This is a genomic window from Rhodobacteraceae bacterium LMO-JJ12, from assembly GCA_021555075.1.
GTDB lineage: Bacteria > Pseudomonadota > Alphaproteobacteria > Rhodobacterales > Rhodobacteraceae > JAKGBX01.
In genome coordinates this window covers 1-13425 of sequence record JAKGBX010000006.1, presented here as the reverse complement: position 1 = coordinate 13425, position 13425 = coordinate 1, and the positions used below count along the sequence as shown (strand labels likewise).

Genomic DNA, 13425 nt, shown 5'->3' with positions numbered 1-13425 from the left:
ATCAAGGCCAGCGATCCCTGCGGTTTCAGGTTGCGATCAAACCGATTGCGGGGCTTTGATGAGGGCGTCGGCGTTTTCAAGAATGGTATCCCATACCTCGTAGGAGGCCTGGCTGGCCCGGGCCGGATGAGAGAAAAAATCAATCCTGGCCTGATAGAGGTTTTGCGTGATGTGTTTGACCGAGCCGACCGGCTGATCTGCGTTTTCCGAAATATAAAGCAGATTGGATGGCCCCTTGGCACGCAGCGCGGCAGCCAGGTTTTTGAGCTGGTCGAGCGGGGTTTCGGTGCGGCCTTTGTAAATGAAGATCGTATGCGGATCACCGATCTGTTCGAGCAGCCGGGCCCGGAGATAATCGTTCTTTTGCTTTTCGTCGGGGTGAAACCGGGCATGATTGTCGACGAAAACGCGGTCGGCCACCATCTTGGTGTGAAAATGAAATCCGCTGGCGGTGTCCTGCACCATGTCGATCTGTGACGGAATCAGATTGCGCAGTTCGTAGATCCCGGTGAAATCATTGCCAAGGCCACGGATGACAGAACCCACAGGCGAAATCGCCCATCGCAACAGGCTGCTTTTCTTGACCCCCTTCTTCTGCATCACAAAGCCGAATTCACAATTATGGCCAAGACTTTCAAAGCGTTCGATGTCCATGAACTTCCTTTCGCAATGCGTCGATCCTAACAGCCGGGTGCAGCGGCAGGCAAGGCCGCCTATTTGAGCCGCAGCGCGCTTTCGTCCTGGGTCAGGAACCATTTATAGGTGTCGGAAATGCCCTCTTCCAGCGTGATGCCCGCGCGCCAGCCCATGCCGGACAGACGGGAGACATCCATCAGCTTTTGCATGGTGCCGTCGGGTTTGCTGGTGTCCTGGCGGATGGTGCCGGTAAAGCCGGTCACCTCGGCGATCAGCTCGGCCAGCTCGCGGATGGTCACATCCTTGCCGGTGCCGACATTGATATGGCTCAGCATCGGATCGGTGTTGGCATCGTAGGTCGCCTTGTCCAGCTCGAGCACGAAAAGCGAGGCTGCGGCCATGTCATCGACATGCAGGAACTCGCGCCGCGGCTTGCCCGTGCCCCAGATCACCACCTCATCAAGTCCATCCTGCACCGCCTGATGAAAGCGGCGCAGCATGGCGGGCAGCACATGGCTGTTTTCCGGGTGGAAATTGTCGCCCGGGCCATAAAGGTTGGTGGGCATGACCGAGCGGTAATCGACCCCGTATTGCCGGTTATAGCTTTCACACAGCTTGATGCCGGCGATCTTGGCGATGGCATAGGGCTCGTTGGTGGGTTCGAGCACACCTGTCAGCAGCGCGTCTTCGCGCATCGGCTGGGGCACATCCCGGGGATAGATGCACGAGGATCCCAATTGCAGCAGCTTCTTGCAGCCCGTGGCGAAGGCCTGATGGATGACGTTGCATTCGATCATCAGGTTTTCATGGATGAACTGGGCGGGATAGGTGTTGTTGGCGTGAATGCCCCCCACCTTGGCAGCGGCCAGGATCACCGTGTCGGGCTTTTCGCTGGTCATGAAATCGGCCACGGCCGCCTGATTGGTCAGATCCAGATCGCGGCTGGGGCGCGTGATCAGCTCCAGCGCCTCTCCGGCATCCTTGCGGGCTTGCAGGCGGCGCAGAATCGCGCTGCCAACCATACCCCGATGCCCTGCGATGTAGATCTTTTGCATTACAAACCCTTAACCGTTTTCCAGACTGACGGGCAGTTCATAACCATGCGACTTGAGCAGCGCGTGACGCTGTGCGCTTTTCAGGTCGTCGGCGACCATTTCAGCGCACATCTCTTGCGTGGTGATCTCGGGCACCCAGCCCAGCTTGGCCTTGGCCTTGGCCGGATCGCCCAGCAGGGTTTCGACCTCGGCGGGGCGGAAATAGCGCGTGTCCACCCGCATCACCACATCGCCAACCTTCAACGCCGGAGCCTTGTCGCCCTCGATGCTGTCAACGATGGCGATCTCGTCGACGCCCTTGCCTTCAAAGCGCAAGGTGACGCCCAGTTCGGCGGCGGCCCAGGAGATGAACTGACGCACCGAATACTGCACCCCGGTGGCGATCACGAAATCATCCGGCGTATCCTGTTGCAGCATCATCCACTGCATGCGCACATAGTCCTTGGCATGGCCCCAGTCGCGCAGCGCATCGATATTGCCCATATAGAGACAGTCTTCCAGACCGAGAGCGATATTGGCCAGGCCGCGGGTGATCTTGCGGGTCACGAAGGTCTCGCCGCGCCGCGGGCTCTCGTGGTTGAACAGGATGCCGTTGCAGGCATACATGCCATAGGCTTCGCGGTAGTTCACCGTGATCCAGTAGGCATACATCTTGGCCACGGCATAGGGTGAGCGCGGATGGAACGGCGTGGTTTCGGTCTGCGGGATTTCCTGCACCAGCCCGTAAAGTTCCGAGGTCGAGGCCTGATAATACCGGGTCTTCTTTTCCAGCCCGAGAAAGCGGATCGCTTCGAGCAGGCGCAAAGAGCCGATGGCATCCACGTCGGCGGTATATTCGGGGGCTTCAAAGCTGACTGCGACGTGACTTTGCGCCCCGAGGTTATAGACCTCATCGGGTTCGACTTCGCTCAGAATACGGGTCAGGTTGGAGCTGTCTGTCAGATCGCCGTAATGCAGGTGCAACTGAGGGCGCTTGGCATGGGGGTCTTGATAAATGTGATCAATACGTTGCGTGTTGAGCGAGGAGGCGCGGCGTTTGATGCCATGCACCTCATAACCTTTTTCGAGCAGGAATTCGGCCAAATAAGACCCGTCCTGCCCCGTTACGCCAGTAATAAGGGCTTTCTTTTTCATTCTGCCTGTCCAGTTTGACAAATATCTAAATATCTCAAGGCACATAGCCACCGGGTTGAAGCCGGGCTTCGACCATGACAGCGACTAGCAAAACAGCTTGCATCACACAAGCGCATTCCGGGAAATCCGGCGCCTCTGGCGGGGGTTGTCAGCATCTTGATACACCCCATAGAATGGCCTTGGAACGGTCGACACCCGGCCGGACGCGCGCAAACAGGCCGAGGGTTTCATGACGGATAACACAGCCCCCAATGGCGTCATTCATCCGTTGCTGGCGCAGTTGGAAACGGCAACCGACCGGGATGTCGTGGGCGTGCTTGAAGACGCGCTTGGCAGGTTGGAACAGGATGATCCCGACGACAGCCAGGGGCTGTGCGCCCTGACCCGCGGCCTTGTCTCGCGGTTGTACAAGGAACGGCTGCGCAGCCAGGCACAGCTGCAAAAGGCCCGGTTTGTGAACCAGCATATGACCCGCGCCATGATGCGGGATATGGCACCAGAGCGTCTGACGGGCGCGGCCCGCGCCATGGGGCTGGAACTCTGCGCTGCGCTCAAGGCGGTGCCGGGGCGGCGGCGGAAGGCCTTATTTTCAACGCAGGACTATCTGCGGCTGCATCCGGATGTGGCGGCGGCCGGGGCCGATGCGGTGGCCCACTATCTGGCGTCAGGGGCCGAGGAAGGGCGCGTGCCCGCCGATCTCTACCGTCGCCATCCCGAATGCTTTGCCGCCCGCCCCGACAACCTGCAAGATCTGAGCGCGGCCCCCCCCGGCCTGGTGGCGGAATTTCCCGATGCCCTGCGCCAGGAGGCGCTGGCCCGGGCCGGGGCGCAGCAGGCCAGGATCAGCGTGATCATGCCGAGCTGGAACCGGGCGCATGTGATCGGCGAGGCCCTTGGCTCTGCGCTGCTGCAATCGGTGGCTCCGAGCGAGGTCATCGTGGTCGATGACGGCAGCAGCGATGGCACGGCCGAGATGATCCGCACGCGCTTTGCCGATCTGCTGGAAGATGGTCGCCTGATTTTTGAGCAGATCGAGCATGGTGGCGTCTCGGCGGCGCGCAATGCCGGGCTGGCGCGGGCGCGCGGCGATATCATCGCCTATCTCGACAGCGACAACATCTGGGACAGCGATCATCTGTTGTTTGCCAGCACGGCGCTGGAGGCAGACAAAGGCATTCGCGCCGCCTATACCGCCCTGTGCCGTCACAATCTGACGGACGGCTGGAGCGATATCCTGTTTCAACCGTTTGACCGGGCCGCTCTGGAGCAGGAAAACTATATCGACCTGAACAGCTTTGTGCATCACCGCAGCCTGTACGAGGAGCAGGGCGGCTTTGACACCCGGCTCAGCAGGCTGGTGGATTGGGATCTGATCCTGCGCTATTGTGCCGATGAGGCGCCTGTCGGTGTGCCGGTGATCACCGGGCATTATTTTGTCGATCGCAAGGGCCTGGGCAATATCACCACCACCGAGGAGGCCGCCCCCAACATCGCCCGGATTCGCGCCAAGATGCAGGCGGCCCCGGCAAACCCCGGACCAAGCGACCGCGCCCTGAAAGACCCCGCCCTGAAAGACCCCGCATGAGCACGCCAGACCAGACCATTGCCGCGCTGCGCCAGCACAACCGTATTTTACGCGAACAGGGCGAGGCCATGCGCCGAGAGTTGGCCCGCTATGAAGACGAGGTCTTGCGCCTGAGCCGTGCTCTGGAGCAGCGCGCGCCGCCGCCCGAGGTGGCATCACCGCCCTCCCCCTGCCCTGTTGCGCCGCCCCCGACACCGGGCTTGCTGGCCCGGCTTGGCCTGCGGCGCTGAAGGGGATGCTGACAGAGGCGCAGATCGAACGCATCCGGCGATCGGGCCTGTTTGACGCCGAATGGTATCGCCAGCGGTATCCGGATGTGGCGCGCCTGGGGCTGAGCCCGCTTCGGCATTACCAGCGACTGGGGGGTGCGCTGCTGCGCGATCCCGGGCCCGGGTTCTCCTGCCGCTTCTACCTGGCGCAAAACCCGGATGTGGCACAGGCCGGGCTGCACCCCTTGCTGCACTATCTGGAGAGCGGTCAGCAGGAAGGCCGCGCACCCCACCCCGCAGCCGTCGACCCGGTGGCGCCGCGCACGGATGGCAAGGCGCAGGCGCTCTGGTGGCGCGCGCTTCTGGAAACCGGCGGGCTGGAAGACGAGCCACTGGCCGGGCTTGGTGGGCTGGCACGGGGCGACGACCCCGAGGCTGGCGCGCTGGCCGCCGAGGCGCTTGGCTTCTGGGCCCTGGGGGCGCGCGATTTCTCAACCGCGCGGCAATGGTTCGACCAGCGCGCCAGCCTTGGGTCGGGTGCGCCGGGGCTGGCCGCCATGCGGGTGATCGCCGCTGCGGGTGACGGCGATCTGACCGCCGCCCGCGCCATTGTGGACGCCAGCCCGCCCAATGGCGATCTGCATATGGCAGCAACCTGGCTGGCGCGCTCTGATAGCGAACGGCTGGACTGTCTCAACCAGGCGCTGCGGCTCGGCGATCTGCCCGAACTGACGCTGGCGGCGGCGGTGGCGGGAACGGCGGCCATTGATCGGCTGCGCTGCGCGCGCGCCCTGCCCCCGGACCCGGACAGCACCACACAGGACGCACCTGTGATCAGCGTTCTGATGGCCACCCATGATGACGCGGCGGTGATTGAAACCGCGATCGCCTCGGTGCTGGCCCAGACCTGGCGGGCGCTGGAACTGCTGGTGATCGACGATGCCAGCGGCGATGATACCGCCGATATCGTCGCCCGGGCGGCGCAGAAGGATCCGCGAGTGCGCCTGATCCGCCTTCCCGAAAACCTCGGCGCTTATGGCGCGCGCAATGTTGGCTTGGCAGAGGCGAAGGGAGCGTATGTTACCCTGCATGATGGCGATGACTGGTCGCATCCGATGCGCCTGTCGCGGCAGCTGCACCACCTGCGCAGCCATCCCGGCCAGGCCGGCTGTCTGAGCCTGCAACTGCGGGCCACGCCCGATTTGCGCGCCAGCCGCTGGACCGGCAGCGGTGAGATCCTGTTTGAAAACATGTCGTCCCTGATGCTGCCTTGCGGGCTGATGCGCGAGGGGCTTGGCCGTTGGGATGCGCGGCGGGTTTCGGCCGACAGCGAAGCTCTGCGCCGGGTGCGCCATATGTTTGGCGCCGGGTCCGTGTCGCTTCTGAAGGGCGGGCCGATGGCGGTGCAGCGCGATCATGCCGACAGCGCCACCGCCGACAGCGCCACCGGCATGAGCTGGTTCTATTATGGTGCGCGGCGCGACTATTACGAGGCGCAGCTTTATCACCATGCCCATGCTGACAGCCTGTATTACCGCCCCGGTCAGCCGCCCCCCTTTGCGGCACCTGCCATCCTGAACCCCGCAGGCGACCCCGCCGCCGTTGCCCGGTTCGATCATGTCTATGCCGGAATCATGAGCCATCCCGATGCCGGATCCGAAGCACTGATGGGTTGGCTTGAGGATGACCTTGTCGCCGGGCGGCGCGTCGCGCTGGTGACGCTGTTTTCCATGACCATGCCAGCGGCAAGCGGCCTGTCGATCTGGGCCGGGCTGCGGGCGCGTATTGATGGCACCTCGGTGGTGCGGCTCTGCTATGGCGAACGCGCGCGCTGCACCCGGCTGATCCGCCTGCCCGGACAACATATCCCCGAGGCACAGCGCTATCTGCCCCGGGTTGAAGACGCCACCGGCCCGGTCTTATGGCCCGGCCTGGTGCCTGATGGCGCCTGACGACCCCGGGCAGACGGGTTAACAAACCCCTGCCCTTGCGCACGGCCTGGTGGAAGAACATCAAGGGTTTGAGCACAAAACTCCGGCAATCTTTTCCTCGCGCCCCGGAGCCCATCATGCCCGATACGTCCAGCAGCCTTGGCCTGCCCTATCTGTTGCCTGCGCAGGCCCAAAAACACGTCACCCACAACGAGGCGTTGCAGCTTCTGGACCTGGTGGTGCAGTTGCGGCTGCGCAGTTTCGAGGCCACCACGCCGCCCACTGTTCCCGATCCTGGCGCGGCCCATGCGCTTGGATCAGGCGCGACCGGGGATTGGGCCGGTAAGGATGGCCAGATTGCCGTCTATTCCGGGGACAGCTGGCTTTTCGTGCCGCCCCGGGAGGGCTGGCTCGCGACACATCCCGACACCGGTACGCTGCATGTCTGGCGCGCCGGAAGCTGGCAACTGGCGCAGGCGAACACACAGAACCTGAGCGGCATCGGCATCAACAGCGGCTGGGATACAACCAACCGTCTGGCAGTGGCCTGCGAGGCGACACTCTTCAGCCATGCCGGCGCGGGCCATCAGATGAAGCTCAACAAGGCCACCAGTGGCGATACCGCGAGCCTGCTCTATCAGGTCGGCTGGTCGGGGCGGGCGGAAATGGGGCTGGCGGGCAGCGATGATTTCGCCATCAAGGTCAGTGCGGATGGTGCTGCCTGGACCACCGCGCTTGCCTTTGATGCGGGGACGGGGCTGGCCAGCGGGGCCGCGGTGCAGGCCAGCGCCGACGACACCACGCCGGGGCGGCTTGCACGGGCCGATTACGCCTATGGGCCGGGCAATCTTCTGGGGCCGGTCTCTCAGGTGGGAGGGCTGCCGACGGGGGCCGTGATCGAACAGGGCAGCAATGCCAATGGCCATTACCTGCGCTATGCCGACGGCACCCAGATCTGTCACAAGGCGTTTGTCGCGCCGACCCATGATATCGCCGTGGATTTTGGCGGCATGTATGCCTCGGATGCAAATCTGATTTCCGGTCAGGCCAGCTTTGCCGCCGCCTTCAGCGCGATCCCGAGCTGCTTTTACACCTGCACCACCGTGGGCGCATCGTCGAATTGCATCACCGGCGGGCCCGCCACCACAACCCGGTTTGCAAACTCGCTTTATGCGACGCGCGGCAGCGTTTTCAACAACGCCCAGGTTTCGGTTTCTGCAATGGCCATTGGCCGCTGGTTCTGAGAGGACATCATGCACATCACCCTGACCCCGATGCGCCGCGACGCATCCCTGCAACTGGAGCGCGCCGGCGACCTGCTTGTGATCAATGGCGAAGCCTTTGATTTTTCTGCCCTGCCGGAGGGCGCATCCCTGCCGATGGAGGCCATCGACAGCGATTGGCTCGGCAATGATGTATGGCGCGAAAATGGTCGGCTGCATCTGACCCTGATCGTGCCGCATGGCCCCAGGGCCGGTGAGCAGGCGCGCGCGCAAAACGTGATCATCGACCCCGCCGACGGCCCCATTCCCCTTACTCCAACCAAGGACATCTGAGCCATGCCCAACATTGACCTGAGCCGGATCATCACCGCCGATCAGCGGGCCGCACAGGCGGAGACTGCGCGGGTGACCCGCCTGCGCAACGCCTGCCGGTCGCAAATTCTGTCCGTCTGTTCCCAGAGCCGTCAGATCAATCTGGCCGCCGCCGCCGCCAGCGGGCGGCTGAGCGAGACGGATCAGAAGGCGTATGTCGCGTTGGTGGACTGGATTGCCGCCATGCGCGCCGCCTGCGCCGCCAGCATCAAAGACGCAGAGAGCACAAGGCAATGGCCGCCCGCCCCTGATAAAGCCGTGAAGCTCTGCGCTGCATTTTAGGCTCTAACCCTGGTTCAGGGTCTAATTTTGGCCTGATCCTTCTGTCTGGCTGCGCTTGCGCAGCCAGCCCAGAAAGGCGCGGTCGGGGTTGGTCAGGCGACGGCGACCACTTTGGGCCCACCAGCTCTGCCATTGTGCCTGTAGCGCATAAATATCCATGCCCGGAGCCATGGCGCGGCCTTCCTCCAGTGTCTCTGGCGACAGGTGCGGGGCGGCGGGGCCATCGACAACCATATTGCGGCGTCTGACGACAAGGATGTCGCCGGTTTCTTCGGCCAACTCATAATCGGGCAGATGGTCTTGGGCGATCATTCGGCGCAGCGCGGCCCTAAACACCCGAACCGGCGCGGTCGAACCGGATTTGTGATGCAGCGTCTTGACGCTGACCCGCCAGTCGGGCTGACGGCCGCAATGCTTGCGCGCCAGTTCATAAATCCGCCGCTCCATCGGTTTGCGCAGGCGAAAGTAATCCCGGCTCAGCGTCAGCACCGATTTCGACAACACCGCCCGATACAGCCATTCCGACAGTGTGACACTCACGCTGATCATGCGCTTGCCGCGGCTGTGGCGTAAAATTTCCCAGCTTTCAATCAGGCCGAACCCGCGGGTGGCATCCACCCCGCCGGTTTGCAGATTGGTGGTGATGCGGGTGCCCGCCAGCCGCTCGAAGGCTTCCTTCAGCCGGGTATAGCCATCGCCCCCGGTATCGCGGTTGGTCGCAACCAGAAGATCATGCGCCCGCAAGGTCAGGGTGCGGCTGATCTCGCGCCCGGCATTCAAGGCCGCCATCAGTTGACTGATACAGTAGATCAAGACATCCTTGTCATGAATGGTGGCCCGACCGCGCACACTTGGCGTCACCTCGACGGATACCCCGTTATGGGCATACTGCAAGATCCGGCGATCCGGCTTGGTGGAAAGCGAAAAAATCGGATGCTCCATCGAGCCCAGATCATCCTTGGGCGCGGCATCGAAAATGTCGCAGACAAAAAAATCCTCGGTCGGATGCCTGTCTGGCAACAACCCGTTCTTGAGCCCTGCAATCGTTCTGTTCGTCGGTGATCCGGCGCCTGCCATTCCCGTCCTCAATCCGGTTTCCCGGTTCTGCTCGTGCGCCCGGCTTGTTACGGGTCTTGCCCGGCTTTTGGCGCCGGTTTTCATCGCCCCGAATCGAACGGGGTTTCAGTGACACCAAACCTAAGAGCAAAGACATTTCAAATCCAGCTTGGGATTGGCGGATCAGAATCACCCAAGTGGAGGATCAGAGTCGTTCGAGTGGCGGATCAGAGTCACCTCAACTCTAAAAATCCTCCGGAAGCCATTGATTCAAAGACGCTTCTCAGAACATGATATCTCCTGTAACATATAAATAACATAAAAATAACAGGGTCACGGATTCTGTTTGCTGGATCCAGGGGCCGGAATAGACCACAAACCCCGGGATTTTGCTAAGAAAATGCCATCAATGTGCGCACTCTTCTTCCATGTGCGCGGTTTTGTGTTACTTTAGCAAAAACCGCGCACATTGAGGCAGCACATGAAACCCGAGACCCGAGGCGCTCTTCCTCCCTATTTTCAGATTGATCCTGATCAGGCCATGGCGTTGCTGGGAGAGCCGACGACAACCCAGGGCTTTGAGCAAATATCCCAAGCTTGCAGCGCGGGGCGCGATGACCTTGCCGGACGCGGGCTGAATGAAACCGGCGGGCGTCAGCTGCGCCTGTTTTCAACCTGGGAAATCACCCGTTACCTGATCCCGGTGGCAACGGGCCATTTCCGCCGTGTGCTCAAGACCAACCCGAATCTGCCGCAGGGGCGCTCGGAAACTGATGGCGGTGCCAAATGGTTCACGCTCGATGAGGTTCTGCGTTTGAGGGCGCATTTTGCCGCCGAAGGGTCAAAGGCCAAGAACTATCGGCCCTACCGCCCGGAAGGCTTGCCCGCCAAGATCGTGGCGGTGGCGAATTTCAAAGGCGGGGTCGGCAAGACCAGCACCGCGGCTCACCTGGCGATGTCTGCTGCGCTGGATGGGTATCGTGTGCTGGTGGTTGATCTCGACAGCCAGGGCAGCATGACCTCGATCTTTGGCGGCAAGGTGGAGGATGAGTGGCAAACCGTCTTTCCGCTGATGGCGCGCCACTATGCCACTCATCTGCGGGCCGAGAACCAGCGCCGCCTGGAGCGGGGCGATGCGCCGCAACCGCTGGACGACACGCTGAGCGAGGCTCTGGACATCAAGGCGCAGGGGCTGATCCAGAAGACACACTGGCCCAATATCGATCTGATCGGGGCGCAGCTGAATCTCTATTGGGCGGAATTCCAGATCCCTGTCTGGCGCATGGCCAATCGCGGCTGGAAGCTGTGGGATGCGCTGACCGACCTGTTTGCGGAGGACGGGGTGCTGGATCAATATGACCTGATCTTTCTCGATACCCCGCCGGCCCTGGGCTATCTGACCATCAACGGGCTTGCGGCGGCGGATATCCTGTTGGTTCCGCTTGGGGCGTCGTTTCTGGAATTTGACAGCACGGGGCGGTTTTTCGACATGCTGCATTCCACCTTCGGCTCGATCGAAGAGGTCGAGAACATCGCCGCCCGCGCCTTGGGGCGGGACGAGATGTCGTTTCAATGGGACGCGGTGCGCGCGGTCATCACCCGTTATGATGGCATGCAGCAAGCCGAGCTGGCGGCGCTGATGCAAACCTATCTCGGCCCGGTTCTGAGCCCGCACAGGCAGGATTTCACCGCATTGATCGGCCAGGCCGGCGAGCAGGTGCGCGGGATTTACGAGGCGGATTATCGCGATTTCAACCGGGAAACCTATGTGCGCGGCCGCGAGACCTTCGATGCCACCTATGCGGCGCTGAAAACGCTGTTTCTGGGGGCATGGCGGCGTGATGAGCTGGCCGGACAGGCCGGAACGGTGGCAACGACGGAGGCGGCGCAATGAGGGTTCTGGTGAACGGATGTTTCGCGCGCGAAACAAAAGCCGCCCCGCCGATCGGGCTTGCCCCCCTGCCCTTCCCCCGCCAGGAGAGTGTATGATGGCCAAACGCAAACGTCTGACCCCGACCCTGCTGCCGGACGCCCCTGCACCCTCGGCGAAGGTCTCTGACCCCTCGCGCCGGTCCTTGCGTGCGCCGATTGCCGATGTGGCCCGCGATGCATCGACCCAGTCCGCTCTGGAGGAGATGGCCCAAAGCATCGCCGATGCCCGGGCCAAAGGGCGCATGGTGTTGCAGATCCCGCTTGAAGAGGTGCAGCAAAGCTATCTGGTGCGCGACCGCGTGACGGCGGATGATGCAGAGATGGCGGCGCTCAAGGCGTCTCTGAGCAGCCGCGGACAGCAGGCCCCGATCGAAGTGGTGGCGTTGGACGGCGGCGGCTATGGGCTTATTTCCGGCTGGCGCCGCTGTCAGGCGCTGATCCAGCTCAGGGCGGAAACCGGGGATGCGAAATTCGACACTGTACTGGCGCTTTTGCGCCGCCCCGAGGATGCCTCGGAGGCCTATTTGGCGATGGTCGAGGAAAACGAGATCCGTGTCGGCTTGAGCTATTATGAACGCGCCCGAATTGCGGCCAAGGCGGTGGAGCAGGGGGTTTATGACACGCGCAAGACCGCGCTCCAACAGCTCTATGCCAATGCCTCGCGGGCCAAGCGGTCGAAGATCGGATCGTTCCTGACCATCGTTGAGGAACTGGATGGTGTGTTACGATTTCCCAGCCATCTGCATGAACGCCTGGGCTTGTCCCTGGCGCGCGCGCTGACAGAGAATTCGGGGCTGGGTGTGCGGTTGAGGCGCGGCCTTGAACAGGCGCCGCCCGCCACGCCGGAAGCCGAGGTGGCCTATCTGTCCAAGGCCCTGTCAGAGGGCAGGACGACATCCAGAAAAGGTATCAAGGCTCGGGGTAAGCAGGCTCTAAATAGCCATTTAGAGCCTAGTGCGGCCTCCGGCACCCTTTCTCCAAGGGCCGGGATATCGGTGCGCCTTTTGCCTGAAGGCGGCGCTGTGATCGAAGGGGATGCTTTTGATGAAGGCTTGCGTCAGAGATTGCTGGCCTGGCTTGCGCAGGTGCCGGAGTGAGGCGGGGTTTCCCGGTTCGATAAGATGGCGGTTTGACCTATGGCCGGGACAGATGTTTCGCGCGCGAAACATTTCCGCCTAGAATATTTGAGCAGGGTTGCCACATGTTTGATGCGATGAAGCGGAAAGACCATCTCGTCCTGGCGTTGGTCGTGATGCTGAGTGGTTTTGCGGGATTGGAGGTGCGCGCCATGTCTCAGGGAGAGAGCGAACCGGTGACGATTGCCTGTGTTGCCACCGGCGCCAAGGCCCGGCCAGCGGCGCTGTGTGATCTGTTTCTGACTCGCCTGCAGGCTGCCTATCCTGACCGTCGGATCGCCATGTCTGAGGGCGGGCAGGCCGATCTGATACTGACTGTTTCAGCCCTTGGGTCGCATAGGGTTGAGGCGCGTCTTGATCAGTCGGGCAGGACGGGCACGCCGATGGGCACGGCGCGCCGGGGCAAGGCACTGGACACGCAGGCGCTGAGCCGGTTTCTGGATCGGCTGATCGCCTCTACTCCCCTGTCCTGACCGGCGTTTGGCTATGTTCGGGGCGCGTGCGGGGTAGGGCAGGGCGGTCTTAGCGCGCGCTGGCACAGTTTTGCTGCATTTGGGACAGCGCAAACGCCACGGGCGCGCTTTTAGGCGGATTTAGGGATAAGCCCCTGCCGTGTCCGGCATTTCCAATGTAACACCGGGCAATATATGCCATAATGCGGTTTTGATGCCGTATAAAAACAAAGTGCATAACGAGGGCGAGTCATGAAGAAGAAGATCACGAAGGCGGTATTTCCGGTTGCAGGCTTGGGGACGCGGTTTTTGCCGGCGACCAAGTCAGTGCCCAAGGAGATCATGACGCTGGTCGACCGCCCGCTGATCCAATACGCCATCGACGAGGCGCGCGCCGCCGGGATCAAGGAATTCATCTTTGT

At 62.2% G+C, this 13425-nt stretch carries 14 protein-coding genes; 10 read left to right on the top strand and 4 right to left on the bottom strand.

From position 1 onward, the window contains the following. Positions 1 to 36: 36 nt before the first annotated feature. From LZG00_20815 to gmd, 3 genes are read right to left on the bottom strand one after another with little or no spacing between them, the layout of a single operon-like run. Complete coding sequence (locus tag LZG00_20815; GenBank protein MCF3596433.1) at positions 37 to 654, bottom strand: papain-like cysteine peptidase; 618 nt, start codon at positions 652 to 654, stop codon at positions 37 to 39. Positions 655 to 713: 59 nt separating this feature from the next. Then, positions 714 to 1691, bottom strand: coding sequence for a GDP-L-fucose synthase (locus LZG00_20810; protein MCF3596432.1), 978 nt, complete (start codon positions 1689 to 1691; stop codon positions 714 to 716). Between the two features lie 9 nt (positions 1692 to 1700). Beyond that, positions 1701 to 2825 carry a GDP-mannose 4,6-dehydratase gene (gene gmd / locus LZG00_20805; protein ID MCF3596431.1) on the bottom strand — a complete coding sequence of 375 codons (1125 nt, stop codon included), beginning with the start codon at positions 2823 to 2825 and terminating at the stop codon, positions 1701 to 1703. Between the two features lie 229 nt (positions 2826 to 3054). Between gmd and LZG00_20800 the strand changes: the two genes are divergently transcribed. The 6 genes from LZG00_20800 to LZG00_20775 all read left to right on the top strand — a co-directional run bounded on the left by LZG00_20800 (position 3055) and on the right by LZG00_20775 (position 8427). Continuing rightward, positions 3055 to 4410: a glycosyltransferase family 2 protein gene (locus tag LZG00_20800; GenBank protein MCF3596430.1), complete on the top strand. Its 1356-nt coding sequence runs from the start codon at positions 3055 to 3057 to the stop codon at positions 4408 to 4410. Next, positions 4407 to 4640: a hypothetical protein gene (locus tag LZG00_20795; GenBank protein MCF3596429.1), complete on the top strand. Its 234-nt coding sequence runs from the start codon at positions 4407 to 4409 to the stop codon at positions 4638 to 4640. Before LZG00_20800 ends, LZG00_20795 begins: the two co-directional genes overlap by 4 nt. A gap of 5 nt (positions 4641 to 4645) precedes the next feature. After that, the gene (locus LZG00_20790; GenBank protein ID MCF3596428.1) at positions 4646 to 6571 is read left to right on the top strand and encodes a glycosyltransferase; all 1926 of its coding nucleotides are present in this window, start codon (positions 4646 to 4648) and stop codon (positions 6569 to 6571) included. Positions 6572 to 6687: 116 nt separating this feature from the next. Continuing rightward, positions 6688 to 7794: a DUF2793 domain-containing protein gene (locus LZG00_20785; protein MCF3596427.1), complete on the top strand. Its 1107-nt coding sequence runs from the start codon at positions 6688 to 6690 to the stop codon at positions 7792 to 7794. A 9-nt stretch (positions 7795 to 7803) separates the two neighbouring features. Then, the gene (locus LZG00_20780) at positions 7804 to 8106 is read left to right on the top strand and encodes a hypothetical protein (protein ID MCF3596426.1); all 303 of its coding nucleotides are present in this window, start codon (positions 7804 to 7806) and stop codon (positions 8104 to 8106) included. Positions 8107 to 8109: 3 nt separating this feature from the next. Next, positions 8110 to 8427, top strand: coding sequence for a hypothetical protein (locus LZG00_20775; GenBank protein MCF3596425.1), 318 nt, complete (start codon positions 8110 to 8112; stop codon positions 8425 to 8427). A gap of 21 nt (positions 8428 to 8448) precedes the next feature. On the opposite strand, the gene LZG00_20770 is transcribed toward LZG00_20775, so the two are convergent. Next, positions 8449 to 9504, bottom strand: coding sequence for a replication initiator protein A (locus tag LZG00_20770; GenBank protein MCF3596424.1), 1056 nt, complete (start codon positions 9502 to 9504; stop codon positions 8449 to 8451). Positions 9505 to 9964: 460 nt separating this feature from the next. Between LZG00_20770 and LZG00_20765 the strand changes: the two genes are divergently transcribed. The 4 genes from LZG00_20765 to LZG00_20750 all read left to right on the top strand — a co-directional run. Next, the gene (locus LZG00_20765; GenBank protein ID MCF3596423.1) at positions 9965 to 11377 is read left to right on the top strand and encodes an AAA family ATPase; all 1413 of its coding nucleotides are present in this window, start codon (positions 9965 to 9967) and stop codon (positions 11375 to 11377) included. Positions 11378 to 11471: 94 nt separating this feature from the next. Then, positions 11472 to 12512 carry a ParB N-terminal domain-containing protein gene (locus tag LZG00_20760; protein ID MCF3596422.1) on the top strand — a complete coding sequence of 347 codons (1041 nt, stop codon included), beginning with the start codon at positions 11472 to 11474 and terminating at the stop codon, positions 12510 to 12512. Positions 12513 to 12616: 104 nt separating this feature from the next. Continuing rightward, positions 12617 to 13024 (top strand): hypothetical protein, encoded by a 408-nt coding sequence (locus LZG00_20755; protein ID MCF3596421.1) that lies wholly within the window; start codon positions 12617 to 12619, stop codon positions 13022 to 13024. 231 nt (positions 13025 to 13255) lie between these two features. Beyond that, positions 13256 to 13425: UTP--glucose-1-phosphate uridylyltransferase (locus LZG00_20750; protein MCF3596420.1), on the top strand; the 170-nt coding region annotated here is incomplete at its 3' end.

Bases quoted from the DNA above. Each gene is read 5' to 3' on its own strand.
- LZG00_20815 (MCF3596433.1), bottom strand. From the start codon at position 654: ATGGACATCGAACGCTTTGAAAGTCTTGGCCATAATTGTGAATTCGGC.
- LZG00_20810 (MCF3596432.1), bottom strand. From the start codon at position 1,691: ATGCAAAAGATCTACATCGCAGGGCATCGGGGTATGGTTGGCAGCGCG.
- gmd (MCF3596431.1), bottom strand. From the start codon at position 2,825: ATGAAAAAGAAAGCCCTTATTACTGGCGTAACGGGGCAGGACGGGTCT.
- LZG00_20800 (MCF3596430.1), top strand. From the start codon at position 3,055: ATGACGGATAACACAGCCCCCAATGGCGTCATTCATCCGTTGCTGGCG.
- LZG00_20795 (MCF3596429.1), top strand. From the start codon at position 4,407: ATGAGCACGCCAGACCAGACCATTGCCGCGCTGCGCCAGCACAACCGT.
- LZG00_20790 (MCF3596428.1), top strand. From the start codon at position 4,646: ATGCTGACAGAGGCGCAGATCGAACGCATCCGGCGATCGGGCCTGTTT.
- LZG00_20785 (MCF3596427.1), top strand. From the start codon at position 6,688: ATGCCCGATACGTCCAGCAGCCTTGGCCTGCCCTATCTGTTGCCTGCG.
- LZG00_20780 (MCF3596426.1), top strand. From the start codon at position 7,804: ATGCACATCACCCTGACCCCGATGCGCCGCGACGCATCCCTGCAACTG.
- LZG00_20775 (MCF3596425.1), top strand. From the start codon at position 8,110: ATGCCCAACATTGACCTGAGCCGGATCATCACCGCCGATCAGCGGGCC.
- LZG00_20770 (MCF3596424.1), bottom strand. From the start codon at position 9,504: ATGGCAGGCGCCGGATCACCGACGAACAGAACGATTGCAGGGCTCAAG.
- LZG00_20765 (MCF3596423.1), top strand. From the start codon at position 9,965: ATGAAACCCGAGACCCGAGGCGCTCTTCCTCCCTATTTTCAGATTGAT.
- LZG00_20760 (MCF3596422.1), top strand. From the start codon at position 11,472: ATGGCCAAACGCAAACGTCTGACCCCGACCCTGCTGCCGGACGCCCCT.
- LZG00_20755 (MCF3596421.1), top strand. From the start codon at position 12,617: ATGTTTGATGCGATGAAGCGGAAAGACCATCTCGTCCTGGCGTTGGTC.